The sequence below is a fragment of the Streptomyces sp. NPDC057253 genome, from assembly GCF_042669125.1.
Taxonomy (GTDB): domain Bacteria; phylum Actinomycetota; class Actinomycetes; order Streptomycetales; family Streptomycetaceae; genus Streptomyces.
Map to the genome: position 1 here is coordinate 23,961 of NZ_JBHUXV010000077.1, position 23,804 is coordinate 47,764.

The window sequence follows — 23,804 nt, forward strand, 5'->3', positions numbered from 1 at the left end:
GGTCTACGTCGGCCACGCTCCAGCACCGGCCCCGCGACGTCGCCTGCGGCGCCCTCAACTTCTTCACCAGCCGCCATACCGCCCGCAGCTGGGCCCAATCCCACCCCGACTACACCGGCGAACCCGTCGACCCGGCCCGCGCCGAAGCCCTGGGACGCTCCGTCTTCGGCCCGCTGCTCACCCCCGCGCAGCCGGACGAAGGGCGAGGATGATGACCGGCATGCGCATCCGTATCGATGCCGGCGACCTGCCCGGCCTCAGCTGCCCACCCGCCAAGGGCAGCGACCAGCCGTACCGCAACATCCACGTCGCCATACAGCGCCGCGACCGCCCAGCGGAACTTCTCGACCCCCAGCCCGGGAACGCCGATACCGTGAGCTGGACCGTGGAGTGCACCACCACCGCGTCCCCGTCCGGCACCGACGTGAAAGGCCCCTATGTGCAGGGCCGCCCGGGCAGCCGGTTCCTCTACCTGTCGTGGGGCACCGTCGATGAGGCGGGCACCTTCACGATGTTCCGTCGCGCCAAGCTCATGCTCGATGCCGTCCCCACCGAGACCCTCACCTCGGCCGCGCACACCGGCCTGCTCGTCGGGCGCCTCGGCCTTACCGACGCCTGCGGCAACCCCCTGTGCGCGCGGGTCGTGCCACCAGCCATCACCTGGACCGCCGCCGTGCCCAACTGAGAAACGGCCACCCGCGCAACGTTGTCTAAGACGTCTGCGGGACCCGCGCCGAGGGGCCTTCGCCGCGGACAACCTCATACCCTGGCCATGACTTCGGTTATGCGCTGTTGCACTGTCCGGGGGCAAAGATCCGTCGTCGTTCACTGGGGTCAGTAAGGCGCTAGGGCCGGTTCCGCCGTGTTCAGCATCTGGTCGAGTGTGCGGGCGAGGCCTTGCTCGTCGTCGACATGCGTGAGCCATGGGACGTTGTCGAGCGTGCGGGCCAGGTCATCGGTGACGAGGGTGTCGAGCGTTGTACGCAGTTCGTCGGGGACGTGGTCGTCTACCGGGCAGAGCCATGCGAGCGCGGCCGACACGCGGACGTCTGCCGGCTGTGCGGGGTCGGACCAAAGGGCGCGGGCCCAGTCTGCGGCACGGGGGTCGGCGTGCTCGCGGGCGAGTTCGGCGACGGCCAGGACGAGGCTCGCGCGAACCCTGGTGGTCTGCTCGACGGCCAGGCGGGTGCGAAGGGCGTCTGCGATGCGGCTGGTTTCGCCGGAAGTGGTGGCCAGGGCGTAGCAGGCAGAGGTGCGCATACCGGGGTCCGGGTCGTGAAGGAGCGGCAGGAGAAGGTCGGCGTCGGCGGTGACGGCGAGGCGTGACGCCTCGATGGACCAGTTCATCGCGTAGCCGCCGCAGTCGTAGAGCCAGTCCTGCGTGGCCACTTTGAGGAACGTGTCTCGTGTGCCCTGCCCCCAATGCTGCTGTCGGGCGGCCGCGGTGGCGAGGTCGAGGGTGTCAGCGCGGTGATGCGCCGAGGGGTCGGCAACGATGCGGAGGAGGAAGGGGACGGTCAGCGGGGCGACGGAGCCGACCGTGCCTTGATGGACGATGCTGCTCCACAGGCGCCGCATCGCATTCCGGGCCACCTCGGCGTTCGTGGCGCGCAGCCGCGCCAGAAGCTCGGGTACATCGTCACCCGAGCTGTAAGCGTGCCTGAAGCGGCCCCAGGGCACCTCGTCGAGGCGGAACCCGTCCTTGACCTCCTGCGGCATCCTCGCGATCACCGCGCGCACGTCGAGTGCTGTTCCCTCGTACGGATCGAATCCGTGCTCATAGACCAGCTCGTGATCCAGTACAAACTCCTCAGACGCCACGCTTGCCCCCGGCTGCATCGATGATCAAAAGGCCCCTTGTCTATCACGGCTCGCTGATGCCACATAGCGAGCACCCCACGCCCTTCCTCTCCGAGCGCACCCGGTGCGTTGCCGGACGGCGGACAACCTCAACGCTGTCCATAACTTGGGCTCAGCCGCCCAACCCGCCCTGAGCTGCGGCGACGGGGTGAGCGTGGCCACTATCGGCTCCGGCGGCATCCAGGTCACGCGCCATCCCTTCCACCGCGACCCTGCGCTGAGAACCCGCAATGGGAGGCCGGAGCTGAGTGCCCTGTGAGCTGTTCCTATCCAGCACTGGTCGCCCCCGACCACGACGGAGGCATGCCCCGAACGATCTGGTCGGGCGCGATCAGCTTCGGTCTCGTGACTTCCTTGAACTTCGGGGCCGTTCCGTTCGAAAGCCTCTGACTGCAGGCCTCTGAAACCGAATCGGTGATGCCGGAGGGCTCCGGGCGCGATGCTTCGGACATACGTGAACCTGTTCGCCGCGGATCGGCAAGTACAGGGTGTGAACACCCGCCATCCTGACACCCACCGACCCCACCAACGGACGGACAGTCCATGACCGACTCGGCCGGCGGCGACGCCGAGCTCATCGCGGCCTCACTCGCGGAACCGGAGCGTTTCGCGGCGCTCTTCGAGCGTCACGCCCCGGCGATCCACCAGTACGTCGCCCGACGACTGGGCCGGGACGCAGCCGACGACGTTACCGCCGAAACGTTTTTGACGGCCTTTCGGATACGGGCCCGGTTCGACCCGGCCCGCGCCGGTGCGCGGCCCTGGCTGTACGGCATCGCCGCCAAACAGATCGGCCGGCAGCGCCGGGAGGAAGTCAGGGCTCTGAAGCTGCTCGCCCGCACCGGCCACGACCCGGTCGCCGACAGCTGGACCGATTGCGCCGACGACCGCCTGGCTGCCGAGGCCGCCGCCCGCCCACTGGCCGGGGCGCTGGCCCGTCTCTCCGCGGGTGACCGGCACGTCCTGCTGCTCTTCGCCTGGGCCGACTTCAGCTACCAGGAGATCGCCGAAGCCCTCGGCATTCCCGTCGGCACCGTCCGCTCCCGCCTCAACCGCGCCCGCCGCAAGCTGCGCACCGCAACCGGCGCGGCCGGTGGCCCCCTCGCCGAAGCTCGCATACACGAAGGTGACCCCGCATGAACGAGCTATCCGAAACCCGCGGCCTGCGCGCCGACGCCCCCCTTCCCGACGCCGACCGGCTCGCCGCGCCGCGGGCCCGGCTTACCGCGGCGCTCCGGCAGGAGACCCACCGCGGACGGGCAGCCCGTCCCAGGCGCCGGATGATCCTGGCCGGCGCCGCCACCGCAGGGGCCCTTGCCGTGACCGCCGGGATCGTCGCGGCCCTGCCCGAGGACAGCTCCCGCGCCCCCGCCGGGAAGCGCCCCCACGTGCTGTCGGCGGGCGCCTCCGCCGACGCCCTCGAACTGGCTGCCGCGACCGTCGAGAAGCACGACGGCACCGAACCCGGCCCGAAGCAGTGGGTGTACGAGAAGAACACCGTCTTCGTCCAGGGCAAGCCGCAAAGCAGCCAGGAGTGGACCCGCTGGGACGGCACTGGACAGGCCAATCTGCCCGGCATTCCGCCGGCTGGTGACATCTCGGACTTCGACCCCGACGAGCTCCAGGTCTGGTACGGCCCCAACCAGGAGGAGAAGTGGAAGCGGGAGGGGTACGACGACCGCTCCCAGCGGCAGTTCTACCGTTTCCTCGCCACCTTGCCGAGCGACCCCGACCGCATGATGAAGCGCATCCGCGAGGAGCACGCCATCGGCTCCATCAACGGGGAGACGCGCGCACAGCGCGACTGGCGGGAGATCGACGTCCTGTACCGGTCGGTGCTGATCCCGCCGAAAGTCCAGGCAGGCCTGTTCCGGGCTCTCGCGAAGATTCCCGGCGCGCGGGTGACGACCGGCGTCAAGGACCCGCTCGGCCGCGCGGCGATCGGCGTGAGTGTGAACTACGACGAGGAGACGTCCTCGGGCTGGCAGGGCAAACAGGAGATCTTTTTCGATCCCGAGAGCTACGCCTACCTCGGGGAGACCCGCAATGACGGGGAGACGGTCAGCGCCCGCGCGGCCTGGGGCGTCGTCAACAAGCCCGGCGCCCACCCCTGAGCACCGCGACGGGCACACGGTGCGACACCGGGCGCCTCTCGTCGTCAAACCGACGACTCCGAGCCGCCGCGTTCACAGCCTCATGGGCGTGAGGCAACCGGGTTCTTCGTTCCCCTTCCGCAGGCGTCATGTCGTTGCATTGGCGCTGTCTCGTGTGGAGTCTTCCTTGGAGTGCGGCTTGAGAGCACCCCGCCCACGCGTACGGTCCATCTCGCGCCATTTCGGCCGCAGTCCGGCCGGACCGGGGTGACGATGGCGCCCTCCGCGCCGAGCAGGACACACGGCCGCAGCGGGTCGGAGGAACTGCGAGCCGGAGGACCGTGAGATTGCCCAGTCGGAGATCGGCTCGCGCACCTCGGGCGGGTCCGGGCAAAGGCGCGCGACCTGGTTGGGGGCGGCCCGGAGGGAATGCTTTCGGGGCCGCCCCCGGGCCGGGTGTTGATGACGATGTGCGCGGCGTAGGTACCAGGGGGCCAGGAGGACGGGTGCTTGAAGGGCTTCAGAGACTGAAGACCCGTTCGGCCTGGTCACGCCTGGTGGTGTGCAGGTCCCAGTAGACCGGGGAGATCTCCTCGGGCTGGGCGGTCGGGAATCCGGGGATCGCCGGCGTGCCGATCGACACGTTGATGGCAACGTGCGCCGCCTGGACACCGGTGCCGTCCAGCTCCTTGTGCAGGTTGATCACCCAGTTGCGCAGCGCCGCGGCGGCGGCGTTGACGTTGGCGACCTGCGGCACGGGGTCGACGGAGCCGGCGCCGGTGGTGAACAGCAGGGTGCCCGCACCGGCCTCCCGCATGGCGGGCAGCACCGCACGGGTAGCGGCGATCGCTCCGTAGAGCTGGAACTCCATCTCGTGCTGCACGTCGGCCGGCTCGGTGGCGTCCGGGGTGGTCATGACGGTCTGGAGGCCGCCGACCGGGGAGTACTCCAGGACGTCGATGCCGCCGAAATGCGTAGCTGCATCCTTGAGCGCCTGGGTGAGGGCGGGGCGGTCGAGGACGTCGGCGGGGAAGGCGGCAGCGGTGATGCCCTCGGCGGCCAGATCGCCGACAAGGGCTTCAAGCTTGGCCCGGTTGCGGGCGATCAGTGCGACGTCGTAGCCGTGGGTGCCGTAGGTGCGGGCGATGGCGAGACCGAGCTGAGGGCCGGCACCGACGATGGCGATGGTGGGCATGAGGGAACCTTTCGTGGAAGGGAGCTTCGGATAGGGCTATCCGTTTCTCTTCCGGAAAGCCCTATCCGTTTCTCTGTCCACCGTAACACGAGAATCGGATAAGGCATTCCGGTTTGCTAGTCTGACGTCATGAGCCCTCGAAATCCGCACACCGAAGCCAGTGTCGACGCGACTGTTTCCGCAGGTCAGTCCAAGCGCAGCGACGCGGAGCGCAACCGGGGGCGGATCATCGCCGCCGCGCGAACGGTCTTCGGGCGCGACGGGCTGAACGCGTCGATGGCCTCAGTCGCACGCGAGACCGGGGTCGGGATCGCCACCCTCTTCCGCCACTTCCCCCGCAAGGAAGACCTGCTCGCCGCGGTCTTCGCCGACCGCATGAAGGCGTACGCGCAGGCCACCGACGCAGCCCTGGCCGATCCGGACCCCTGGCACGGCTTCACCGGCTACATCGAGACCGTCTGCGCGATGCAGGCCGCCGACCGCGGCGTCGCCGACATCCTGACCATGAACTTCCCAGGCGTTCCGGAGCTGGAGAGCTACCACGCTCAGGCGTACGAGGGCTTCCTCGAACTCATCGGCCGCGCCAAGAACACCGGGCAGTTGCGCGAGGACTTCACCAGCCGCGATCTCGTGCTGCTGCTGATGGCCAACGCCGGAGTCCTGAGCGCCACTGCCGATGCCGCCCCGGATGCCTGGCGCCGCCTGGTCGCCTGGATGATCCAGTCCTTCCAGGCCCCGGCCCGCGGCCCACTGCCGGACCCGCCGGACGATGCTGCGCTGTACGAGGCCATGCGCCGCGCCAGCCAGAGCGCCACCGCCCCCGAGACTGGAAATCGACGCTGAACCAGCGACCGGTGCTCCTGCAGGAGGGTGACACCTTCATGCTGGGCAACCCGCCGCCCTATGTGCTGGCCGGCACACCCGACGCAAGCCCATGCCCTGCGGAGCCGGTGTTGGCGGGTGCCGCAGACGGGCTCGTGCAGATCGGTCCGGAGTCCGAGGAGGACCTCTACCTGGCAACCTGTCCGAGAGCGCGTTCAGCACCGCGTTCCGCCGCGTGGTCGGCTCATCACCCGCACAGTTCCGGAACCAAGCACGACAGCCACCGCGCTCGGCCACGAACGGAAGCTGAAGGAGGCGTCCTGTGCTCAGCTACGCCGCTCACGCCAGCGACGAAGTCACCAGCACACCGCCCGCCGACACCACTACCAGCGACGCGGACACGCGTCATTGACGCGACTGGAGTACCAGCGGTGCCGCGGTGGGTGTCGACGGAGCGTAAGGGGCTGGCCCCCGACGGCAGTTGCGTTTGGTGTGAGGAAAAACAACCACGCCGTCGGGCGCGACCCGGTGACAGCGCGCAGGAAAGATCGTTTATGCCGGTATGAAGCAGGCCCGCCCTCCTGGTCAGGGCGGGTCACCACCGCCGAGTTCGATTCCCCCTGCAGCCCAGACGCCCTTCCGGTATCGGGCTCTGGCCCCTCACTCGGTGGGGTGAACTTCTCCGCGTAGGCCCGCAGTTGCTTGCATGCATGCGGTTTTGAGCTGTTGTGCCCGGCCTAGACTCCGCGTTCATGTCGCTGTGGCTGCTCAACCATTTCAGTACCTTCACGCTGGCCGTCATCACCGTGGGCGGGACGGTGGTGCTGGCCGTCGCCGGCAGTGTGCTGTTGCGGCGCAGATACCCCTCGCTGGCCCAAGGGGAGCACAACGACATGGTCGGTGTGACGCTGGGGATGTTCGGTGCGATCTACGGGATCATCCTCGCATTCGTGATCGTCACGCTGTGGACGCAGGTGGAGGAGACTCAGACCATCGTCGCCTCGGAGGCCACTGACACGGCGCTCATCGCCCGCGACGCCGCCGCGTTCCCGCCGCCGGTGCATGCCCGCCTCGACTCCGCCCTGAGCGGTTACGTCCACGCGGTCGTCGAGGACCAGTGGCCCCGCATGCGGGAGGGGAACCCCAGTTACGGGGCGACCGAGACTCATCTGCGGGCCGCCTACCAGACACTGCAGGCATACGAACCGGCAACCGAGCGGGAGCAGGTCTTCTACGAACAGGCCGTTGCTCACCTCGACGACGTCGCCACGCAGCGGCGTGCCCGCATCACCATGGCCCGCCAGGAACTCCCCGTACTGCTCCAGGTATTGGCGTTCGGCGGCGCACTCGTCCTGGTCCCGCTGACCTTCCTCTACGGCCTGCGCAAACGGCGGGTCCAGATGCTGTTCGTCGCTTCGGTCGCCGCCCTCGTCGGGTTCAGCCTGCTCCTGGTCGTCGTCCTGGACCGCCCCTTCGCCGGCGACCTCGACGTCAGCCCCGCCCCGTACCGGGAGGGTGCGCTTGCCCAGTACTGGGTCAAGTGACGCGGTGACGGGGCGGTGGCGGGCGGAATCTGTCAGTGGGCGGACAGCAGCGCGTCGGCGGTGTGGTCGATGACGTTCCCTACGGAGCAGATGAACGAGCACCCTGCCGTGCAGGTCACGCGGTGTACGCCACACCGTCGCACCGGCACAGCTCTGAGCGGTCAGGAACAGCACCCTCATGGTGTAGGCGTTGGACCGGGGGTGTTCATCGCGGGTTGAACGGCACCGGGGCCAGGCGGTCGGGGAGCCATGCCTCGGCGACGGCGGTGAGGGGGCGTGGCCGGACCAGGGCATGGGGCGGGAGGTGCTGCTTGGCGCGTTTGTTCGGAGGCGGGCGCGGCCTTCTTCGCCGGTGCGGTCCTCGGTGAGGACTTTGCTGAGGGTCCTGATGACGGCGTCCGCGCCGACGGGCTCGGGCGCGGTCGGCGGGTCGGTGTCGGTTGGGGGTGTTCACTAGCGCTGAATCCTGGCTGGCTTCGCGGTGGGCGTCGTGAAGGAGCTGGGTGAAGTGGTCGGTGTCGCCGCCCAGGACGTGGACGTAGGTTTCCAGGATCTCGGGGTGCGGCAGCGCGGTGGCTTCCAGGCGGGAGGCGACGGCGCTGGCGGGCAGGAGCCAGCGGCTGGCGACGGTGATGTCGGTGGGGGTGGGACGTCCGGCGCGCAGGTGCAGGGTGTGGATGGCGGAGCGGAGCCGTTCGGCGGCCGGCCGGGGGACTTCGCTGAGATCGGGGTCCGGTTCGCGGTGTTTCTCGCTGAGCTTCTCGGATTCCCACATGGTGCGCAGGACCGCCGGGTCGGCGCCGCAGGCCTGGGCGAACTTGCGGGTCAGCGCCCAGGTGGGGACGCGTTCACCGGACAGGATCCCGGAGAGGAACGAGGCGGAGAAGCCGAGTTGGGCCGCGATGTCCTTGTTGGTGAGCTGTGCGGTGCGGATCAGCATGGACAGGATGGGGGAGAGGCGGTTGTAGGCCGCGCCGGAGGACGCGATCGGGGCGGACTGCTGTTCGGGACTGTCGCCGCGGTCGCTGCCCGCATCGCCGGTTTCTGCGGCGGTCTCGCTGTCGGCGGGGGTGTCGGGGGAGGCGGTGCTGCCGGGGAGGCCCGCGAGCGTGGTCAGCATGGTCTCGGAGCGGTTGAAGCGGGCCAGGCGGCGCAGGATGTAGCGCTCGGTGTAGCGGTGGCGGACGGTGTCCTCGCTGATGCGCAGGATGGTGCTGACACTCGCCCAGGTCACGCGCCGGTAGCGGGCGCGCCCCACGACGGCCGCGGTCAGGCCGTCCAACTGCTCCTGCAACTGGGCGATCTGCCGCAGGGGTTCCTCCCCGTCGAACGACGGCAGCAGCCGGGCCAGGTCCCGCGCCCCGTCCTGGATGTCCTTGGCGATTTCGGCGCACAGGTCGTCGCCGACCGACGGACCGTGAGCCGCCGGGCGTGCGGCGGGCCCGGGCCGGGGTGCGCCGGTGCGCAGGGAGTTGCACGGCGGCCGCCTCACGGATGCGCGCCGACGAGAACGAATCCGACGACGGAACGGCGGTACCGGCCATGGCCGCTCTGTGCTCGCCCACCGGTCCCGCGTCCTACTACCTGGTCCGCGCTGCCGTCATGGCACCTTCCCTCTACAACACCCAGCCCTGGCACTTCGTCAGCCACAACGGCGAGCTGCAGTTGCACGCCGACACCTCTCGCCGCCTTCCGGTTACCGATCCCGCCGGACGGGAGCTGGTCATAGGCTGCGGCGCCGCCTTGTTCAACGCGGATCGCCATGCGGCATCTCGGCTTCCTGCCCTGGGTTCGGGTCTTCCCGGACACGGCCGCCCCCTGGCACCTGGCGACCGTCCGCTGGGGTTCGCATCTACGGCCGGACGCGGACGAGGAGGCGATGTACGCCGCCCTGACGCGCCGGCACACCCACCGAGGCCCGTTCCGGCCCGATCCGCTGCCCGTCACCCTGATCGAGGAACTGCGACAACACGCTCGCCACGAGGGCACCGAGCTGTCACCCCTCAGTACCACCGAAGACCTGCGCAGGGCGCCGACCTGATCCGCTCGCGACGGACCGCACGCCCAGCCCGACCGGCCGGCCCGCCGACGGCTGAGGTTATTGCCCGGCTTCAGCCTCTGGCCGGCTGAGGTGTCCCCTTAGCGCCCCAGCCGCTGGTGACGCCGTCGCCCGGCGCCACCCGGCCGCCAACCGTGGAGGCGCTCAGCGGCGAAGGAGGTCTTGTTCCGGCTGCGGCTGACGCCCCCCTGAGATCACGCTCGCCTGGGCCGACTCCGCCTACGCCGGACAGCTCGTGACCTGGTCGAAGACCTGGCTGGGCCTGACCTTGAAGACGGTCAGCCGGCCGAAGGACGCGAGCGGGTTCGTCGTCCTGCCTCGCCGCTAGGGCCGCGAGAATTCTCACGTTGGGTTACGCTGCCCAGACGATGGGTGGTGAGCGCACATGGTCACGCGCGGATTCACGGGACGTCCTCGACGCACGGAAGGCGCCGTCCCGCCGGGGCAGTTCGTCACCAGCGACTTCCCGGTCCTCACGGCGGGCCCGACCCAGCACGTACCGCCCCGCGCGTGGGAGCTGGTGGTCACCGACGGGACCACGGAGAGAACCTACACGTGGGCATCCCTGCGCGAGCTGGGCGTGGTGGACCTGACCACCGACATTCACTGCGTCACGCACTGGTCCAAGCTGGGGACGACCTGGCAGGGCGTTCCGGTGGCGGCCGTGCTGGAGGACGCAGGGGTGGCCGACGAGCCCTACGCGCTGGTGTCCTCGTACGGCGGCTACACCACGAACGTCCCGGTGGAGGACTTGGTGAACCGCGACGCGATGGTCGCGGTGGGCTACGAGGGCAGTCCGATCCCGGCCGAGCACGGCGGGCCGGTCCGGCTGCTGGTGCCACACCTGTATCTGTGGAAGTCCGCCAAGTGGTTGCGCGGGATCCGGGTGATGCCCGAGGACGAGCTGGGGTTCTGGGAGAACGCCGGCTACCACCACCGCGGTGACCCGTTCCTCGAACAGCGCTACTACGGTGACTGACCCTTCAGCCATGCCACCGCGGGTGCCCCCCGTTCACGGCTGGCGAGCCGCCACTGTGGCCGGAACGACGCGTGAGAGCGCCTCGGCGCGCAGCGTCCGGCTCGCCGTCGCCGGCTGGCCGGGGCATGTCGCCGGCCAGCACATCGACGTCCGGCTCACCGCCGAGGACGGATACCAGGCCACCCGAAGCTACTCGCTGTCCTCCGCGCCCGGGGAGGCGCCGCAGATCACCGTGGAACGCGTGGACGACGGCGAAGTATCTCCATACCTGGTCGACATCGCCACCGACGGTGATGCCCTGGAGGTCATGGGACCGGTGGGGGGCTATTTCGTCTGGCAGCCCGGCGACGACGCACCGCTGCTCCTGGTCGCCGGCGGCTCCGGCATCGCGCCGATGCGCGCCATCTGGCGGGCCGCCCGCGCTCACGACACTGAGGTGCGACTCGTGTACTCCGCGCGCACCGCAGACCGGGTCATCTTCGCCGACGAGCTGCGCAGTCCCAACGGGCCGAAGAACACCATCCACCTGACCCGTCAACGCGCGGCCGGGTTCGAGCACGGCCGGCTGAGAGCCGAGCAGCTGAGCGCGCTGCTTCGTCCGGGTGGCGTTCGCGAGCCGCGGCTGCGGGCATACGTATGCGGCCCGACCGCCTTCGTCGAGGAAGCCGCCCGCGCACTGATCGGCGCCGGCTTGGACGCCGACTTGCTGAGGACCGAGAGGTTCGGATAGGAGGCCCGCAGTGAACGCAGAGGAAGACCTCCTCTCCGTGCCCCCGGAGGACGGCTATGTGGACGGCAACGCCGTCGCCGGGGCGATGTCCCTGGCTCTGGGCCGGGACGCAACCACGATCGTCCTGGAGTGTGCCGAGTGCGGGGATCGGCACCTCGTCGCCGAGACCAGGGTCTATCTGCGCTGTCCCGGCATGGTGGTGCGCTGTCCGGGGTGCTCAGCGTGCGAGGTGCTGCTCGTCGACCGACCACGCCGGCTCCAGCTCACCCTGATGTCGATCCGTACCTTGGGGCTGCCGTGAGCCCCGCCCCGCTGGGCGAAGACTGAGAGGCGGTGGCCGAGCGGCGTGCTCGGGCGGCCCGGTCGCTGGCATGCGCGGACATAGTCGACGCCCTCGGACGAATCCATCGGTGCCACACACCTTCACGACCTCGTCACTGCGACCAGGCCGGGTCCTGTTCGGGCCGGCGGTCCCGATCTCCTGCCTCCCCTCCTGTTCGGTGATGGTGGGCCCCGAGACCCGCACCTTCGGCGCTCTGTTCCAACAGGCGGTGGGCGTCAAATCCGACGATGCCCGGGGCAAGGTGCTGGTACTGGCGAGCAATGGCCACCGCGACGTCTCCCTCGGCGGCGGCACCAAGCTTTCCCAGCTGGCGCGCTACGGCCTGGCCGGTGTGCTCACCGACGCATGGCTGCGAGACTGCGCCCAGCTGCAGTCTCGTCCCTTCGCGGCCTACTGTTCCGCGGAGGCCGTGCGACGGGGCGGTGATGTGATCACGCCGTACCAGGCGAACGTGCCGATCGTGGTCGCGGGGTGGGCGTGCACCCGGGGCAGGGCGTCTTTGCCGACGACTCTGGTGGGGTGGTGATCCCGGAACCTGACATCGACGCTGTGCTCGACGGAGCGGTGACGGCGGGCAAGGAGGAGGCCGCGTTCCGTGCCCAGGTCGATCAGGAGCGCACGACCGGTGGAGCCTGCATCGAAGGACAGCGGGAACGCTGACACACCAGGGCAACGAGGGACCGTCACTCCGGGCCGAAGCGGGCTCTGCGAGTCAAGTCCGACACCGGGCAGGTCGGCGGTCGTCACCACCGCTGTTGGCCCATTCCAAGGTGCTCAGGGGCGCACGCGAATAACGGTCTTGCCCTTGCGCCGCTCGATCGGGTTGAGCGCAGGGACGGCGTCGGCGAGGGTCGCGACGGTTCCGATGTGCGTGCGAAGGCGCCCGTCTCGCACCCGGTCGACGATCTCCACCAGCTGGCTCGGAACGGACTCGACGACGAAGTCGACCGCCAGGCTGTCGACAGGGCGAGCCTCAACAGGCCCGACCACCGTCACCAGCGTCCCGCCAGGCCGGATGATTCTCGCCGAGCGCCTTTGGACGTCAGCGCCGAGGACATCGAAGACCACGTCGACAGCACCGATGTCGTCGAGAAGGAGAACGCGTGGACACGAAGTTCGAGCTCTGGCGGGAACTGATCTACGCCATCCGGGGCCTGCGGCTGGACTCGTACGGCATCGCCGAGAGGCTGCGTTCCTGGCGCCAGGTCTGACCCTGGGCCGCGCACCGACACGCTGCGTTCGGTGGGCCTCTGGACGGGCTGCTGCTCGACATCACGGACTGGCATCAGAGGAGATCGAGAACGGCGCCGCCCTGCCTACAGAGCTGGGGCGGTTCCCGGGCGGCAACAGCAACTGCGGCACACGGGCCGCACCGTGTCACGAGGCGCTGGTGCCTACCCTCGGCTTGATCGGCCGGAGGAACCCTGACGTCCGGGTGCCCCCGTGCGAAGTCCGTCCATGACGATGTCCAGCAGGCGCGTCGCCTGCGGCTGCCAGTCATCGTGCGGCGCGAGTTGCCACAGGCCGGCGATGGCCAGCATGAAGTCGTCGGCGGTGACGCCGGGGCGGATCGCGCCGGCCTCCTCGCAGGCGTGGAGGAGGAGGCCGGCAGCCTCGGTCACCGGGGTGTGGCCCGGTTTTGCCGCCTTGACGGTCGAGGTGCTCAGGGCTTGGCGGATCGCCTCCGCCAGGCCGGCCTTGGTCATCGCGAACCGGGCGAGGTGGTCCATCCATGCCCGGAGTGCACGGTCGGGTTCCATGGTTTCCAGCAACTCGGATGCGGAGTCGGCGATCTGCTGTACTCCGTGGCGGTACAGCTCGAGGACGAGCGTCTCGCGGTTGGGGAAGTTCCGGTAGAACGTGCCCTGGCCGACGCCCGCCTTCTTGGCGATCGTGCTCAGCGGGGTGTTGGCGGCCCGGGAAAGCTCGGTGAGGGCCACTTCCAGAATGCGTTCGCGGTTGCGTTGCGCGTCCGAGCGCAGGTGCGGGTCGTTGCTCTGCCGCACTCGTCCTCCTCGCCGGCTTGTGTCCGAAAGCGGTCCTTGAGAACCGGACAGTTGTCCACTACGTTCGGGGCCAATAGCGGACAGCTGTCCGCTTGAGCTCACTCTAGCGTCGGACTGACGCCCCGTCGTGTCCGGGACACGTGAAAGAAGGCTGAACATGGCCCTGGCTCCCTCGTCAACGTCCAGCGACATCACCCTGAACATCAACGGCGAGAAGCACAGTCTGCCCGTCGACCACCGCACCACCCTGCTCGACGCCCTGCGCGAGCGCCTCGACCTGACCGGTACCAAGAAGGGCTGCGACCAGGGGCAGTGCGGCGCCTGCACGGTACTGCTCGACGGACGCCGGGCGGTGTCCTGTCTGCAACTCGCCGTGGCCGCCGACGGACGCGAGATCACGACCGTCGAGGGCCTGGCCGAGGGCGACCGACTGCACCCCGTGCAGCAGGCGTTCCTCGACCTGGACGGCTACCAGTGCGGCTACTGCACCCCCGGCCAGATCTGCTCGGCGATCGCGGTGATCGAGGAACACGCGGCCGGCTGGCCCAGTGCGGTCACCGACGACGTCCGCCCCGAGGCCGGACCACCACCCCTGAGCGCCGAGGAGATCCGGGAACGGATGAGCGGGAACCTGTGCCGCTGCGGCGCGTACGTGTCGATCGTCCAGGCCGTGGCCCAGGCGGCGCAAGCCAAATCCGAGGAGGCAGCAGCGTGAGGGAGTTCGCATACGACCGGGCCCTCGACGTCTCCGGGGCCCTGGCCCTGCTGGACACCGACCCCGACGCCCGCTTCCTCAGCGGCGGCACCAACCTCGTCGACCTGATGAAGACCGGCGTCGAGCGGCCCACCCGCCTGGTCGACGTCCGCGAACTGCCCCTGGACGGCATCGAGGTGACGGCGGACGGCGGCCTGCGCATCGGCGCCACCGTCACCAACAGCGACCTCGCCGCCCACCCCGAGGTCCGCCGCCGCTACCCGGCGTTGGCACAGGCGGTACTGGCCGGCGCCTCCGGCCAGCTCCGCAACATGGCCACCGTCGGAGGCAACCTGCTCCAGCGCACCCGCTGCGGCTACTTCACCGACGTGACCAAACCCTGCAACAAGCGTGTGCCCGGCAGCGGTTGCCCCGCGATCGAGGGCGAGCACCACAACCACGCCATCCTGGGTGCCTCCGAGCACTGCGTGGCCACCCACCCCTCGGACATGGGCGTCGCGCTGACCGCCTTCGACGCGGTCGTGTCGTACGAAACCGCCGACGGCCCCGGCGCATTGCCCTTCGCCGACTTCTACCTGCCGGTCGGTGACACCCCGCACCGCGAGACCGCGCTGCCGCCGGGCGCGCTGATCACCGGCGTCACCCTGCCGCCCGCTCCGGTGGCCGCCCGCTCCCGCTACCGCAAGGTGCGCGAGCGTGCCTCGTACGCCTTCGCCATCGGCTCCGTCGCCGCCGCGCTCGACCTCCGGGACGGCGTCGTACGCGACGTACGCCTCGCCTTCGGGGCGGTCGCATCCCGGCCGTGGCGGGCGACGGCGGCCGAACGCGTCCTGACCGGAGCGTCAGCCGACGCCGAGACCTTCGCCGCCGCCGCGGACGCCGAACTCGCCGCGGCGAAACCGCTGCCGCACAACGCCTACAAGGTGACCCTCATGCGCAACCTCGTCGTGGCCGTGCTGACCCAACTGACCGAGGAGGCCGCCCGATGACCACCACCCCCATGGCACGCAAGAACGCCGTCGGCACCGCGCACACCCGCGTGGAGGGCCACGACAAGGTCACCGGAGCCGCCCGCTACGCCGGTGAGATCCTGTTCGCCGACCTCGCGTACGGCTGGCTGGTGCTGTCCACGGTCACCCGCGGCCGCATCCGCTCCATCGACACCGCCGACGTCCTCGCCATGCCCGGCGTGATGGCCGTCCTGCACCACGGCAACGCCTCGCGGATCGAGACGGGGTACGTCGGTGTGCTGGGCGTTCCGGACCCGACCTCGGCCGTCTTCCAGCACGACAGGGTGCCGCACGCCGGCTGGCCGGTGGCGCTGGTCGTCGCCGAGACCTCCGAACAGGCCCGGGAGGCCGCCGAAGCCCTGGTGGTGCACTACGAACAGGAGCCGCACGACGTCGACTTCACCAAAGAGCACCCCGACGCGTACCCGCTCGACAGCCATGGGCCGGCGGTGATCGAGAACGGCGACCTGGAGGCCGAACTCGCCGCTTCCGCGGTGGTCGTGGACGCCGAGTACACCACCCCGGAAGAGCACCACACCATGATGGAGCCGCACGCGGCCACCGCCCGCTGGGACGGCGGCCGTCTCGAAGTCGTCGACTCCAACCAGGGCACCTTCTGGGTGGCGAGCGAACTCGCGCAGATGTTCTCGCTCGACCCGTCCGCTGTCCGGGTGCGCTCCGAACACGTCGGCGGCGGCTTCGGCAGCAAGGGCATCCGCGCACACCAGGTGGCCGCCGTCATGGCCGCGACCGAACTGCAGCGCCCGGTCCGCGTGGTCATGACCCGCCGTCAGATGTTCTCCCTCACCGGCTACCGCAGCCCCACCCGGCAGCGCCTGCGGCTCGGCGCCGATGCCGACGGCCGGCTGCGCGCGCTGGAGCACCGTTCTCTCAGCGCCACCTCCACCGTGCACGAGTTCATCGAATCGGCCGCCGGTCCCGCCCGGACCATGTACGGCGCCGACGCCCACCACACCGCCAACCGGCTCGTCCGGCTCGACGTGCCGACCCCGACGTACATGCGCGCGCCCGGCGAGGCACCGGGATCGTTCGCACTGGAGTCGGCGATCGACGAACTCGCCGAGAAGTGCGGTCTCGACCCGATCGAACTGCGCGCCCGCAACGACCCCGCGAAAGGCCCGGTGTCCGGGCTGCCGTTCAGCGGCAGAAACCTGATCGCCTGTTTCAGGGAAGGCGCCCGCAGGTTCGGCTGGGCCGACCGCAACCCGCGCCCCGGCCTGCGCCGCGAGGGACGCTGGCTGCTCGGCACCGGCACAGCGGCCGCATCCTTCCCGTCGGGTGCCGGCCCGTCCACCGCGGCCGTGACGGCACAGGCGGACGGCACCTTCACCGTGGGGATCAACGCCGCCGACATCGGCACCGGCGCCCGGACCGCACTCACCCTGATCGCCGCCGACGCCCTTCAGACCGCGACAGAACACGTCCGGGTGCGCATCGGCGACAGTGACCTCGGTCCCGCTTTCATCGCCGGGGGCTCCATGGGGACCCGCTCCTGGGCATGGGCGGTCATGACCGCCGCACAGGAGCTGCGGGAGAGGCTCGCCCTCGGCGCCGACATCCCGCCGGAGGGGGTCACCGTACGGTCCGACACCACGGAGGCTCTCGGCGCCCTCGCCAGGACGGAACGACACTCCTTCGGCGCCCAGTTCGCCGAGGTCGCCGTCGACCCGGCCACCGGCGAGGTCCGGGTGCGCCGCATGCTCGGCATCTTCGCGGCCGGCCGGATCGTCAATCCGCTCACCGCCCGCAACCAGTTCGTCGGCGGCATGACCTGGGGCATCTCCATGGCCCTGCACGAGGAGGCGGTCCGCGACCGTGCCCTGGGCAGCCACTACGGCGCCGACCTCGCCGGCTACCACGTCGCCTCCCACGCCGACGTTCCGGCCATCGAGGCGGACTGGATCGACGACCCGGACCCCGACGACCCGGTCGGCATCAAGGGCATCGGTGAGATCGGCACCGTGGGAGCCGCCGCGGCCGTCGCCAACGCGGTCTGGCACGCCACCGGCGTACGCCACCGGGACCTGCCGCTGCGCCCCGACCGTGTTCTGATGGCAGGCGTCCGTGCTTGACCTCGCCGGGGACCTGCACCGCTGGATGGAGGAGGGCCGCGCGTTCGCCGTCGCCACCGTCGTGGCCGTCGGCGGCAGCGCCCCGCGCGGCCCTGGCGCCGCCCTCGCCGTCGACAGCGAGGGCACGGTCATCGGGTCCGTCTCCGGCGGCTGCGTGGAGGGAGCGGTGTACGACCTGTGCGTCCAGGCGCTGCAGCACGGCGAGACGGTCGTCGAACGGTTCGGATACAGCGACGAGGACGCCTTCGCGGTCGGGCTGACCTGCGGCGGGATCATCGACATCATGGTCACCCCGGTCGGCACGGACACGCCTGGGAGGCCAGTGCTCCGGTCGGCCCTGTCGGCTGCCGTCCGAGGCGAGCCGGCAGCCCTCGCCCGCGTCGTACGCGGCCCCGCCGATCTCCTCGGCACGGCCCTGCTGGTGCGGCCGGGCGAAGCGGAAGGGGAGCCATCCCAGCCCTCCCGGGCGAGCTCGTACGAAGGCGGACTCGGCGGACACACGGAACTGGACCGTACGGCGGCCGGTGAAGCCCGCGCCATGCTGGACGCCGGCCGCACCGGCACGGTCGAGCTGTCGCAGGACGGCTCGCGCTGCCCCGACGGACTGACCTTGCTCGTCGAGTCGAGTGTCCCTCCGCCCCGCCTGATCGTCTTCGGGGCGATCGACTTCGCCGCGGCACTCGTACGGGTGGGCAAGTTCCTCGGCTACCACGTCACCGTGTGCGACGCCCGCCCCGTGTTCGCCACCACGACCCGCTTCCCCGAGGCCGACGACGTCGTCGTCGACTGGCCGCACCGCTACCTGCGCGGCACCATGACCGACGCGCGCACGGTGCTGTGCGTGCTCACCCACGACGCCAAGTTCGACGTGCCCCTGCTGGAGGCGGCACTGCGGATGCCGGCGGCGTTCATCGGCGCGCTGGGCTCACGGCGTACGCACACCGACCGGGAAAGACGGCTGCGGGAAGCGGGCCTCACCGACGGGGAGTTGGCGCGGCTGAGGTCGCCGATCGGCCTCGATCTCGGCGCCCGCACACCCGAGGAGACGGCCCTGTCCATCGCGGCGGAGATCATCGCCACCCAACGGGGCGGAACGGGCACGCCCCTGACCGGGTCGGGCAGACCGATCCACCACGAGGAGGAGACGCGTGACGCGGGGACGAGTTCCGGCCCCTGGACGCGGAGCACCGCACCGATGCCGACGTCCATACCGAGCTTGCGGTAGTGGCCGGCCATGCGTCGCGACGTACGTGTGGACCGTAGACGCCGAGGCCGCCCCGACGGCGCACGGCCGCTGCGCGGTCCTGGCGTTGCCGTCTCTGGAGCCGGCGACGGAGAAGCCGGGTTGCTCGCTGCAGGGCCTCCGTCGGCCCCGCAGTGGAGCAAGCCGGCGGTTTCTATGCGCAGACTCGCTTGAACTCAGTCGCCCCTGACCGCGCACGGAATCGCACCTCATGCCCAGCGTCGTCCGTGAACATGGCTTCTGTCTCGGACTTCAAGGTCATCGTGCCGTGCTGGGTGGGGTTGTCCCATCCCTCGGGCGGGTTCCCTGAACTGTCGGAGAGCGGAGTTACGGCTTCGAAGTATGTTGAGCCGACACGGGCTTCGTCGATTCCGCAATGTGTGTAGAGGTCGAAGGGAATTGTCCGATCGGACGAGGCCGATCGGACCTCCCTTCCGTCATCATCGGCCGTGGCACAGCCCGTGAGAGCCCCGGCCATCGCGACGGCGACGACGACTCGCCCCATGCCCGTTCTCACAGCTCTACCCGTTCTCTAGACATAACTGCTCTGTCAGTCATGGCATTTCGACGTACAGGGCGAGTCGCCGGTTCCGCGGTTCCGTGAGCCGGTTCAGCAGGGGCGGCGGCTTCTCCTACAGGAGAGACTCCGCGTCGACCTCGTTCTCCCACGCCGGGTTGGGCGCCTCGCCCGGTCAGGTGAACTTTGTGGAACTCGATTGCGCAGAAGCCGACTTGGGAACTGCACTGGCCGTGTCCTCCTGTACGAGGCGGGCCAGGCTGACGTAGGCGCCCTTCTTCTGTACGGAGGTGTCGTCGGCCACCACGACGAGGACCCGATCAGGACGCGCAGGCACCGGCGGTGTTGTGCGATGGTTCGCTCGGCGGCCTCGCTCAGGTTGTGCCAAAGATGCGTGCCTGAGACTTGGACGGCCTGCGGCGCCCCGGCGGCGGCGCCTTCGGTGAAGAACGGGGCGCGGTCGCAGCAGACGACTTCGACACCGGGCGGCTGTGCCAGCCACACGCCCAGAGTTGGTGCCTCCCGCTCGGGCAGCAGGTCGGCGGGGCGCCGCGTCTCGATGTCGACGAGAACCGTGCCGCAGTGGCGGCCCTTGTGGGTGGTGTACTCGTCGACGCCGACCACCCGCGGCGTGGGCACGTCCGGCTCAGGAAGCGCGTCGACCGAGCAAAGAACGGTCCTGCGCCTGATGGACATCCCCAGGAGGGATGCCAGGCGGGCGCCAGCCCGGCCCGCCAGGGCAACCCCCACTGCGGCCAGGGCCGAAAGGTCGGCGCCGCCCGGCGCTCCGACTGCGCTTCATGTACGCTCGGGCGCGCCTGCGCGGACCGATGACCCCGCCGCCCAACGGGGCCGGGTCAGTGGCCGCGGATGTGCCAGCTACGGGATGCGGGATGCCACACCAGGTGAACCTGTCCTTGGTCGGGCCTTCGGAGTGTCAGTTCATTCATGTCCAGTGCCGACAGGGCTCGCAGCGCTTCGTCGGAGGCGTTCGACCAGAGGACGAGCGAAATGTTTGCTTCCGGGTCCTGGACGATGGCAAGTCCCACGTTGGCCTCGACGGCGGCCGGAGAGTTTGGTGCTTCTTCTTCGTTGCTGTCGTTGCTGGTTGTGCGGTTTCGGCGCACCAGGCGCTGGATGAACTGCCGGGCGTGTCCGTAGGCGTCGTCTGCGGTTTTGGACACGAGCGTCTGGATGAACGGCACGAGGGCGGTGGTGACCACGGCTGTCACGATCACTTCAACCCAGCCCGGCCCGGCCGGCACACCTGATCCGCCTTCCCAAGAGCCCAAGGTCTCGGCTCGCGTGCGCCACTCGGCGGCCTCGTCCACCCGGCCCAGCCGCTCGAGGGCCTCGGCCAGTCGTGTGGCGGCTGCCTGGGAGCCTGCCTCGGCCTCTGCCTTTACATACGTCTCGGCTTCGGCCGGACGGTCCTGTGCGATCAGGAAGGAGGCAAGGTCATGGCGTGCAGAGGCAAGACCATGGGTGAGGGCTGCGTGATACCACTGCTCCGCTTCGGTCGCCTGTCCTTTCCCCGCCAGCATGTTGGCGAGGCGCAGCATTTCGGGCCGGGCCCCGCCGCTGGCGGCCCGGCGGAGCCAGAATTCCTCCTCATCCGTGCCTGAAGTGATCAAAGCCATGGCGCGCATCGCGCCAACCCAGCCTGCCTCCGCGGCACGCCGGCACCAGCTCATCCAGGCGTCGTCATCAGCCCGTTCACGAAAGACCCACGCCAGTTCGAACATCGCCTCCGGATCTCCGGCCTCGGCCGCGGCGAGCAGCCACCGTTCAGCCTCCACCCGGTCGGTGCACGGCTCGGGAGCGGTCTGGAGGTACTGGCCCAGCACCCTCATCGCTCCCGGATCGCCCGCTTTCGCGGCCAACTCGATGTTCTGATCCGGCCTTCCGGGCCCCTTGAGTGCAGCCACTCGCTTCCTCTCTGTTCCAGCAGCACGCTTCCCTGGACATGCTGCGCAAGACCCGCCCAGAAGCCGAGGCGTTCGCCCGTGAGCGCCCGGCGCGAGGCGACACCGACCGGAGACCACGGTCTTCTCGACGACACCTTGGGCCCCTCGTCACTGCCGTGCCCACGGTCATTCTCCACGCGTCGATACGCCACGGAGGCAAGCTCCAGGCCCTCGCGGACGACCAACGACTGCTGACCGACGAGGAGTTGGATGTCCTGGAGATCGGGGACATCAAGGGAAACCATCTCCAGGACCTGGTGCGCGGCTGTTCGGTGGCATGACGGTGAGGACGGTCCCGCGGGAGACGGCCTTCACCACGGACAGATCAGCATCTACAACAACAGCGACGGCACCGCCGACTTCATCGTTGACACCAGCGGCTACTACACCTGATTGATCTGCCTTCAGATTCGCGTACGCAGCCTCTCGCCCCAAGGCGGCTCGCCAGGACACGCGCGCCAAGGCGGCTCCGGCGCATGCACGTTGGGCAGAAAGAGCCGGCGACCTGAGGGGAAGGAGTTCCTTGAGCCGGTGACTGTGCCGTTTCGGCTTGGCGCGCGATGTCCTTATGACAGAGGAACGTACGGCGCTGTGACCGCGTCGTCGACTCCTGGTCGGCCGACGACGCGGCGGGCCTGGAGGAGGCATCGATGGACGGCATCCTGTGACCTGGGATCCCACTCGAGTGGGAGCTTTGCCGTCCTACCGCACGAACCCCGCATACATCACGGTGCTGTCTTTCGCCTTCTGTACGGAGTGGCAGAGGGCCGACCTGGACGAGGCCGGTGCTCACGGTTGGGTCGGGTGCTGCCACGCACGCCGGTGCCCGAAGGTTCTGGCCCGTTCGGTAGGGAGGAGTCCGCAGCCGCCGGGGAGTTCGGAACCTGTAGCGGTTCGAGGGGTGGGGCACCGAACAGTAGCTCGGCATGCGGTCCCCGGCGTCGGTGTCGGGCTGAGACGGCCGTCGCGTCACGCGTAGGGGTCGAAGGCGATCCCGGACGGCATGGAGTGGTCGAGGGCGTACTGGAAGTCGCCGTCGTCGATCTTCAGCGTGGCCGAGCCGAAGTCGGCCGCGACGAGCTTCTCACGGTAGCCGGACGGATAGCCGTTCCAGCCGACGAGCCGAGGGAAGAACCAGCCGCCTGTGGCGTTTTCCGGCGGCTCGTCGCCGCCGCTCGCGAACCGGAAGCAGTGGGTGGAGATACCGTCCTTGTGGTAGACGATTTTCGGGTGGGTGCCGTCAAAGCGGACCGACGAGGCCGCGGCCACCTGGTAACCGCTGTGCTGGGACACCGACACGTACCGCACCTGGTTGTCGCTGATCCACACGACCACGTGCTCCCAGTCGTGGGTGTGCCCGATGGCCGCGGGGCCCAGGGTGGCCTGGTCCTTCTCGAAGTAGCTGGCGTACATCACCGCACACCAGCCGTTGTTGCACTTCGCCCGGGAGTACGTGTTGGCGTTGGCCAGTTGGGCGTAGTCGTGACACTTGCCGTTGACGTTCCCGCCGAGCTTCAGCCCGGGGTTGATCGTGCCGTCGGCGCCGATCGCGGCCGTGGCGTAGCAGCCGTCGCCGTCGTAGTCGTAGGCGGGGGAGAAGGTCTGCTCCAGGCCGTCGGCGTTCTGCGGGAGCAGGGTCAGGACGCTGGCGTGGGCGGAGGCAGGAAGCGCCACTACGAGCGCCAGCGCGCCCAGCAGCGTGGCCAGGGGTCTCAACGTGCGCACTTTGTCTCCTTGTTCAGCAGTAGAGGTTGCCACCGGGGGCGACCCCGAGGATCGACGCCGTCGCGGCGGCCGGCGTTGCGGACAGAGGACTGGCCACCAGGGCGAGGAGGGGCGAGGTGTGTAAAGCCCAGCGAGCGGGCGCGATCCGCACTGCCAAGGGATGCGACCACCTTCGAAAAGAGGAGCGCGCGCCTGATGATGGGTCAACCAGCCGCGCGTAATCGGAAAATGACGCTCCGAAGGTAATGGTCTATACCAATCATGTCAAGACGTGTCCATGACACTCTAAATAGTCATTGGCGGGGAAGGCCTCCAGGATCCCGCGGCGCATGCTGTGGCGTAGCTGGTGCGGGTACTTAATGATCTTGGTTGTGGCCTGGTGTTGCTCAGTTCCTCTGAGCGGTGGGTCTAGTCCGTGGGTGGGGTCTTCGCAGCGTCGAGGGTTCGGCGCCGGAGGGTATGTGGGCTGAGCTGGCTGCAACGTGCATCTCGCCTACGGGGTGTGGCCATTCATTGCCCGGCAGGACTGGCTGACCATCCACGGGATCCGGCGGCTGGGCGGGATGGGGGCCCACTGGCCGCAAACCGGTGTCGCGAGGTGGCAGTTGACAGCTGCCGGCCCTCCGGTGTCCACGAGCATGGCACGCCCCGCCCCCACCCCGCTCACCCTTAATGTCACATAAGTTCGTAATGCTGGTTTGCCGGTCCACGGGTGTTCCAGGTACCTACCTAGACTGAGTTCACAACGGCTCGGCGTCGTCCCCCGCGGTGGCCAGCACGTTGTTCCCTCGGGCCCGGCGACCGCGGTCCGCTCCTGTTCCAACCTGCCTTGTCCCCCCAGACCGTAGAGACTGATGCTCACAACCGGTCGTCGGCGCGGCGGCGGGGCCGGACCATCCGGTC

General features: G+C 69.6%; 24 protein-coding genes and 2 pseudogenes. 18 read left to right on the forward strand and 8 right to left on the reverse strand.

What is annotated here, in order from left to right; translation table 11 throughout:
• Nucleotides 1-38: 38 nt before the first annotated feature.
• Together merB and ACFULQ_RS32735 are read left to right on the forward strand one after the other, a co-directional pair.
• Nucleotides 39-212 (forward strand): annotated as a pseudogene (gene merB / locus ACFULQ_RS32730) (organomercurial lyase); the annotation flags it as partial.
• A gap of 8 nt (nucleotides 213-220) precedes the next feature.
• Entirely contained in the window at nucleotides 221-685 is a 465-nt protein-coding gene (locus ACFULQ_RS32735; protein WP_383550951.1) for a DUF5990 family protein, read from the forward strand.
• A 149-nt stretch (nucleotides 686-834) separates the two neighbouring features.
• On the opposite strand, the gene ACFULQ_RS32740 is transcribed toward ACFULQ_RS32735, so the two are convergent.
• A complete protein-coding gene (locus ACFULQ_RS32740) occupies nucleotides 835-1,821 on the reverse strand; it encodes a hypothetical protein (protein ID WP_383550953.1) in 987 nt (328 codons plus the stop codon).
• Between the two features lie 582 nt (nucleotides 1,822-2,403).
• Between ACFULQ_RS32740 and ACFULQ_RS32745 the strand changes: the two genes are divergently transcribed.
• Both ACFULQ_RS32745 and ACFULQ_RS32750 read left to right on the forward strand, forming a co-directional pair.
• Nucleotides 2,404-3,000: an RNA polymerase sigma factor gene (locus ACFULQ_RS32745; protein WP_383550955.1), complete on the forward strand. Its 597-nt coding sequence runs from the start codon at nucleotides 2,404-2,406 to the stop codon at nucleotides 2,998-3,000.
• Nucleotides 2,997-3,974 (forward strand): CU044_5270 family protein, encoded by a 978-nt coding sequence (locus tag ACFULQ_RS32750; RefSeq protein ID WP_383550957.1) that lies wholly within the window; start codon nucleotides 2,997-2,999, stop codon nucleotides 3,972-3,974. Before ACFULQ_RS32745 ends, ACFULQ_RS32750 begins: the two co-directional genes overlap by 4 nt.
• A 499-nt stretch (nucleotides 3,975-4,473) precedes the next feature.
• Here the strand turns inward: ACFULQ_RS32750 and ACFULQ_RS32755 are convergent, their stop codons facing one another.
• Nucleotides 4,474-5,148: an SDR family NAD(P)-dependent oxidoreductase gene (locus tag ACFULQ_RS32755; RefSeq protein ID WP_383550959.1), complete on the reverse strand. Its 675-nt coding sequence runs from the start codon at nucleotides 5,146-5,148 to the stop codon at nucleotides 4,474-4,476.
• 129 nt (nucleotides 5,149-5,277) lie between these two features.
• On the opposite strand from ACFULQ_RS32755, the gene ACFULQ_RS32760 reads away from it, so the two are divergent.
• Both ACFULQ_RS32760 and ACFULQ_RS32765 read left to right on the forward strand, forming a co-directional pair.
• Nucleotides 5,278-5,991: a TetR/AcrR family transcriptional regulator gene (locus tag ACFULQ_RS32760; RefSeq protein WP_383550961.1), complete on the forward strand. Its 714-nt coding sequence runs from the start codon at nucleotides 5,278-5,280 to the stop codon at nucleotides 5,989-5,991.
• Between the two features lie 731 nt (nucleotides 5,992-6,722).
• A complete protein-coding gene (locus ACFULQ_RS32765) occupies nucleotides 6,723-7,514 on the forward strand; it encodes a DUF4239 domain-containing protein (protein ID WP_383550963.1) in 792 nt (263 codons plus the stop codon).
• A 205-nt stretch (nucleotides 7,515-7,719) separates the two neighbouring features.
• On the opposite strand, the gene ACFULQ_RS32770 is transcribed toward ACFULQ_RS32765, so the two are convergent.
• Nucleotides 7,720-9,006, reverse strand: a complete 1,287-nt coding sequence (locus tag ACFULQ_RS32770) for a helix-turn-helix domain-containing protein (RefSeq protein ID WP_383550965.1) — start codon at nucleotides 9,004-9,006, stop codon at nucleotides 7,720-7,722.
• Nucleotides 9,007-9,276: 270 nt separating this feature from the next.
• On the opposite strand from ACFULQ_RS32770, the gene ACFULQ_RS32775 reads away from it, so the two are divergent.
• From ACFULQ_RS32775 to ACFULQ_RS32805, 7 genes and pseudogenes are all read left to right on the forward strand, one after another.
• A complete protein-coding gene (locus ACFULQ_RS32775) occupies nucleotides 9,277-9,555 on the forward strand; it encodes a hypothetical protein (protein ID WP_383550967.1) in 279 nt (92 codons plus the stop codon).
• A 162-nt stretch (nucleotides 9,556-9,717) separates the two neighbouring features.
• Nucleotides 9,718-9,898 (forward strand): annotated as a pseudogene (locus ACFULQ_RS32780) (IS5/IS1182 family transposase); the annotation flags it as partial.
• 60 nt (nucleotides 9,899-9,958) lie between these two features.
• Nucleotides 9,959-10,552, forward strand: a complete 594-nt coding sequence (locus ACFULQ_RS32785) for a molybdopterin-dependent oxidoreductase (RefSeq protein WP_383550969.1) — start codon at nucleotides 9,959-9,961, stop codon at nucleotides 10,550-10,552.
• A 55-nt stretch (nucleotides 10,553-10,607) separates the two neighbouring features.
• The gene (locus ACFULQ_RS32790; protein WP_383550971.1) at nucleotides 10,608-11,282 is read left to right on the forward strand and encodes an FAD-binding oxidoreductase; all 675 of its coding nucleotides are present in this window, start codon (nucleotides 10,608-10,610) and stop codon (nucleotides 11,280-11,282) included.
• A 10-nt stretch (nucleotides 11,283-11,292) separates the two neighbouring features.
• Nucleotides 11,293-11,583 (forward strand): DUF6510 family protein, encoded by a 291-nt coding sequence (locus tag ACFULQ_RS32795; protein WP_383550973.1) that lies wholly within the window; start codon nucleotides 11,293-11,295, stop codon nucleotides 11,581-11,583.
• A 70-nt stretch (nucleotides 11,584-11,653) separates the two neighbouring features.
• Nucleotides 11,654-12,151, forward strand: a complete 498-nt coding sequence (locus ACFULQ_RS32800) for a hypothetical protein (RefSeq protein ID WP_383550975.1) — start codon at nucleotides 11,654-11,656, stop codon at nucleotides 12,149-12,151.
• Entirely contained in the window at nucleotides 12,148-12,285 is a 138-nt protein-coding gene (locus ACFULQ_RS32805) for a hypothetical protein (RefSeq protein ID WP_383550977.1), read from the forward strand. Before ACFULQ_RS32800 ends, ACFULQ_RS32805 begins: the two co-directional genes overlap by 4 nt.
• 114 nt (nucleotides 12,286-12,399) lie before the next feature.
• On the opposite strand, the gene ACFULQ_RS32810 is transcribed toward ACFULQ_RS32805, so the two are convergent.
• On the reverse strand, nucleotides 12,400-12,693 hold the full coding sequence (locus ACFULQ_RS32810) for a zinc-binding dehydrogenase (protein ID WP_383550979.1): 294 nt from the start codon (nucleotides 12,691-12,693) through the stop codon (nucleotides 12,400-12,402).
• Between the two features lie 326 nt (nucleotides 12,694-13,019).
• Nucleotides 13,020-13,631, reverse strand: a complete 612-nt coding sequence (locus ACFULQ_RS32815) for a TetR/AcrR family transcriptional regulator (protein ID WP_383550981.1) — start codon at nucleotides 13,629-13,631, stop codon at nucleotides 13,020-13,022.
• 157 nt (nucleotides 13,632-13,788) lie between these two features.
• Between ACFULQ_RS32815 and ACFULQ_RS32820 the strand changes: the two genes are divergently transcribed.
• The 4 genes from ACFULQ_RS32820 to ACFULQ_RS32835 are packed head-to-tail and all read left to right on the forward strand — an operon-like array spanning nucleotide 13,789 to nucleotide 18,674.
• On the forward strand, nucleotides 13,789-14,346 hold the full coding sequence (locus ACFULQ_RS32820; RefSeq protein WP_383550983.1) for a (2Fe-2S)-binding protein: 558 nt from the start codon (nucleotides 13,789-13,791) through the stop codon (nucleotides 14,344-14,346).
• Nucleotides 14,343-15,335 carry an FAD binding domain-containing protein gene (locus ACFULQ_RS32825; RefSeq protein WP_383550985.1) on the forward strand — a complete coding sequence of 331 codons (993 nt, stop codon included), beginning with the start codon at nucleotides 14,343-14,345 and terminating at the stop codon, nucleotides 15,333-15,335. The genes ACFULQ_RS32820 and ACFULQ_RS32825 overlap by 4 nt, the downstream gene beginning before the upstream one ends.
• Nucleotides 15,332-17,449: a xanthine dehydrogenase family protein molybdopterin-binding subunit gene (locus ACFULQ_RS32830; RefSeq protein WP_383550987.1), complete on the forward strand. Its 2,118-nt coding sequence runs from the start codon at nucleotides 15,332-15,334 to the stop codon at nucleotides 17,447-17,449. Before ACFULQ_RS32825 ends, ACFULQ_RS32830 begins: the two co-directional genes overlap by 4 nt.
• On the forward strand, nucleotides 17,442-18,674 hold the full coding sequence (locus ACFULQ_RS32835; RefSeq protein ID WP_383550989.1) for an XdhC family protein: 1,233 nt from the start codon (nucleotides 17,442-17,444) through the stop codon (nucleotides 18,672-18,674). Before ACFULQ_RS32830 ends, ACFULQ_RS32835 begins: the two co-directional genes overlap by 8 nt.
• A gap of 628 nt (nucleotides 18,675-19,302) precedes the next feature.
• Here the strand turns inward: ACFULQ_RS32835 and ACFULQ_RS32840 are convergent.
• The gene (locus ACFULQ_RS32840) at nucleotides 19,303-19,905 is read right to left on the reverse strand and encodes a transposase (protein ID WP_383550991.1); all 603 of its coding nucleotides are present in this window, start codon (nucleotides 19,903-19,905) and stop codon (nucleotides 19,303-19,305) included.
• Nucleotides 19,906-20,066: 161 nt separating this feature from the next.
• A complete protein-coding gene (locus ACFULQ_RS32845; RefSeq protein WP_383550993.1) occupies nucleotides 20,067-21,137 on the reverse strand; it encodes a tetratricopeptide repeat protein in 1,071 nt (356 codons plus the stop codon).
• Nucleotides 21,138-21,292: 155 nt separating this feature from the next.
• Between ACFULQ_RS32845 and ACFULQ_RS32850 the strand changes: the two genes are divergently transcribed.
• Nucleotides 21,293-21,457: a hypothetical protein gene (locus ACFULQ_RS32850; protein ID WP_383550995.1), complete on the forward strand. Its 165-nt coding sequence runs from the start codon at nucleotides 21,293-21,295 to the stop codon at nucleotides 21,455-21,457.
• A 688-nt stretch (nucleotides 21,458-22,145) separates the two neighbouring features.
• Here ACFULQ_RS32850 and ACFULQ_RS32855 read toward each other — a convergent pair.
• On the reverse strand, nucleotides 22,146-22,901 hold the full coding sequence (locus ACFULQ_RS32855) for an NPP1 family protein (protein ID WP_383550997.1): 756 nt from the start codon (nucleotides 22,899-22,901) through the stop codon (nucleotides 22,146-22,148).
• Between the last annotated feature and the right edge of the window lie 903 nt (nucleotides 22,902-23,804).

What these genes read in the sequence shown, in the direction of transcription:
- ACFULQ_RS32745 (WP_383550955.1), top strand. Translation starts at nt 2,404, where the DNA reads ATGACCGACTCGGCCGGCGGCGACGCCGAGCTCATCGCGGCCTCACTC.
- ACFULQ_RS32735 (WP_383550951.1), top strand. Translation starts at nt 221, where the DNA reads ATGCGCATCCGTATCGATGCCGGCGACCTGCCCGGCCTCAGCTGCCCA.
- ACFULQ_RS32800 (WP_383550975.1), top strand. Translation starts at nt 11,654, where the DNA reads ATGCGCGGACATAGTCGACGCCCTCGGACGAATCCATCGGTGCCACAC.
- ACFULQ_RS32755 (WP_383550959.1), bottom strand. Translation starts at nt 5,148, where the DNA reads ATGCCCACCATCGCCATCGTCGGTGCCGGCCCTCAGCTCGGTCTCGCC.
- ACFULQ_RS32750 (WP_383550957.1), top strand. Translation starts at nt 2,997, where the DNA reads ATGAACGAGCTATCCGAAACCCGCGGCCTGCGCGCCGACGCCCCCCTT.
- ACFULQ_RS32820 (WP_383550983.1), top strand. Translation starts at nt 13,789, where the DNA reads ATGGCCCTGGCTCCCTCGTCAACGTCCAGCGACATCACCCTGAACATC.
- ACFULQ_RS32840 (WP_383550991.1), bottom strand. Translation starts at nt 19,905, where the DNA reads ATGTCCATCAGGCGCAGGACCGTTCTTTGCTCGGTCGACGCGCTTCCT.
- ACFULQ_RS32765 (WP_383550963.1), top strand. Translation starts at nt 6,723, where the DNA reads ATGTCGCTGTGGCTGCTCAACCATTTCAGTACCTTCACGCTGGCCGTC.
- ACFULQ_RS32775 (WP_383550967.1), top strand. Translation starts at nt 9,277, where the DNA reads ATGCGGCATCTCGGCTTCCTGCCCTGGGTTCGGGTCTTCCCGGACACG.
- ACFULQ_RS32785 (WP_383550969.1), top strand. Translation starts at nt 9,959, where the DNA reads ATGGTCACGCGCGGATTCACGGGACGTCCTCGACGCACGGAAGGCGCC.
- ACFULQ_RS32760 (WP_383550961.1), top strand. Translation starts at nt 5,278, where the DNA reads ATGAGCCCTCGAAATCCGCACACCGAAGCCAGTGTCGACGCGACTGTT.
- ACFULQ_RS32830 (WP_383550987.1), top strand. Translation starts at nt 15,332, where the DNA reads ATGACCACCACCCCCATGGCACGCAAGAACGCCGTCGGCACCGCGCAC.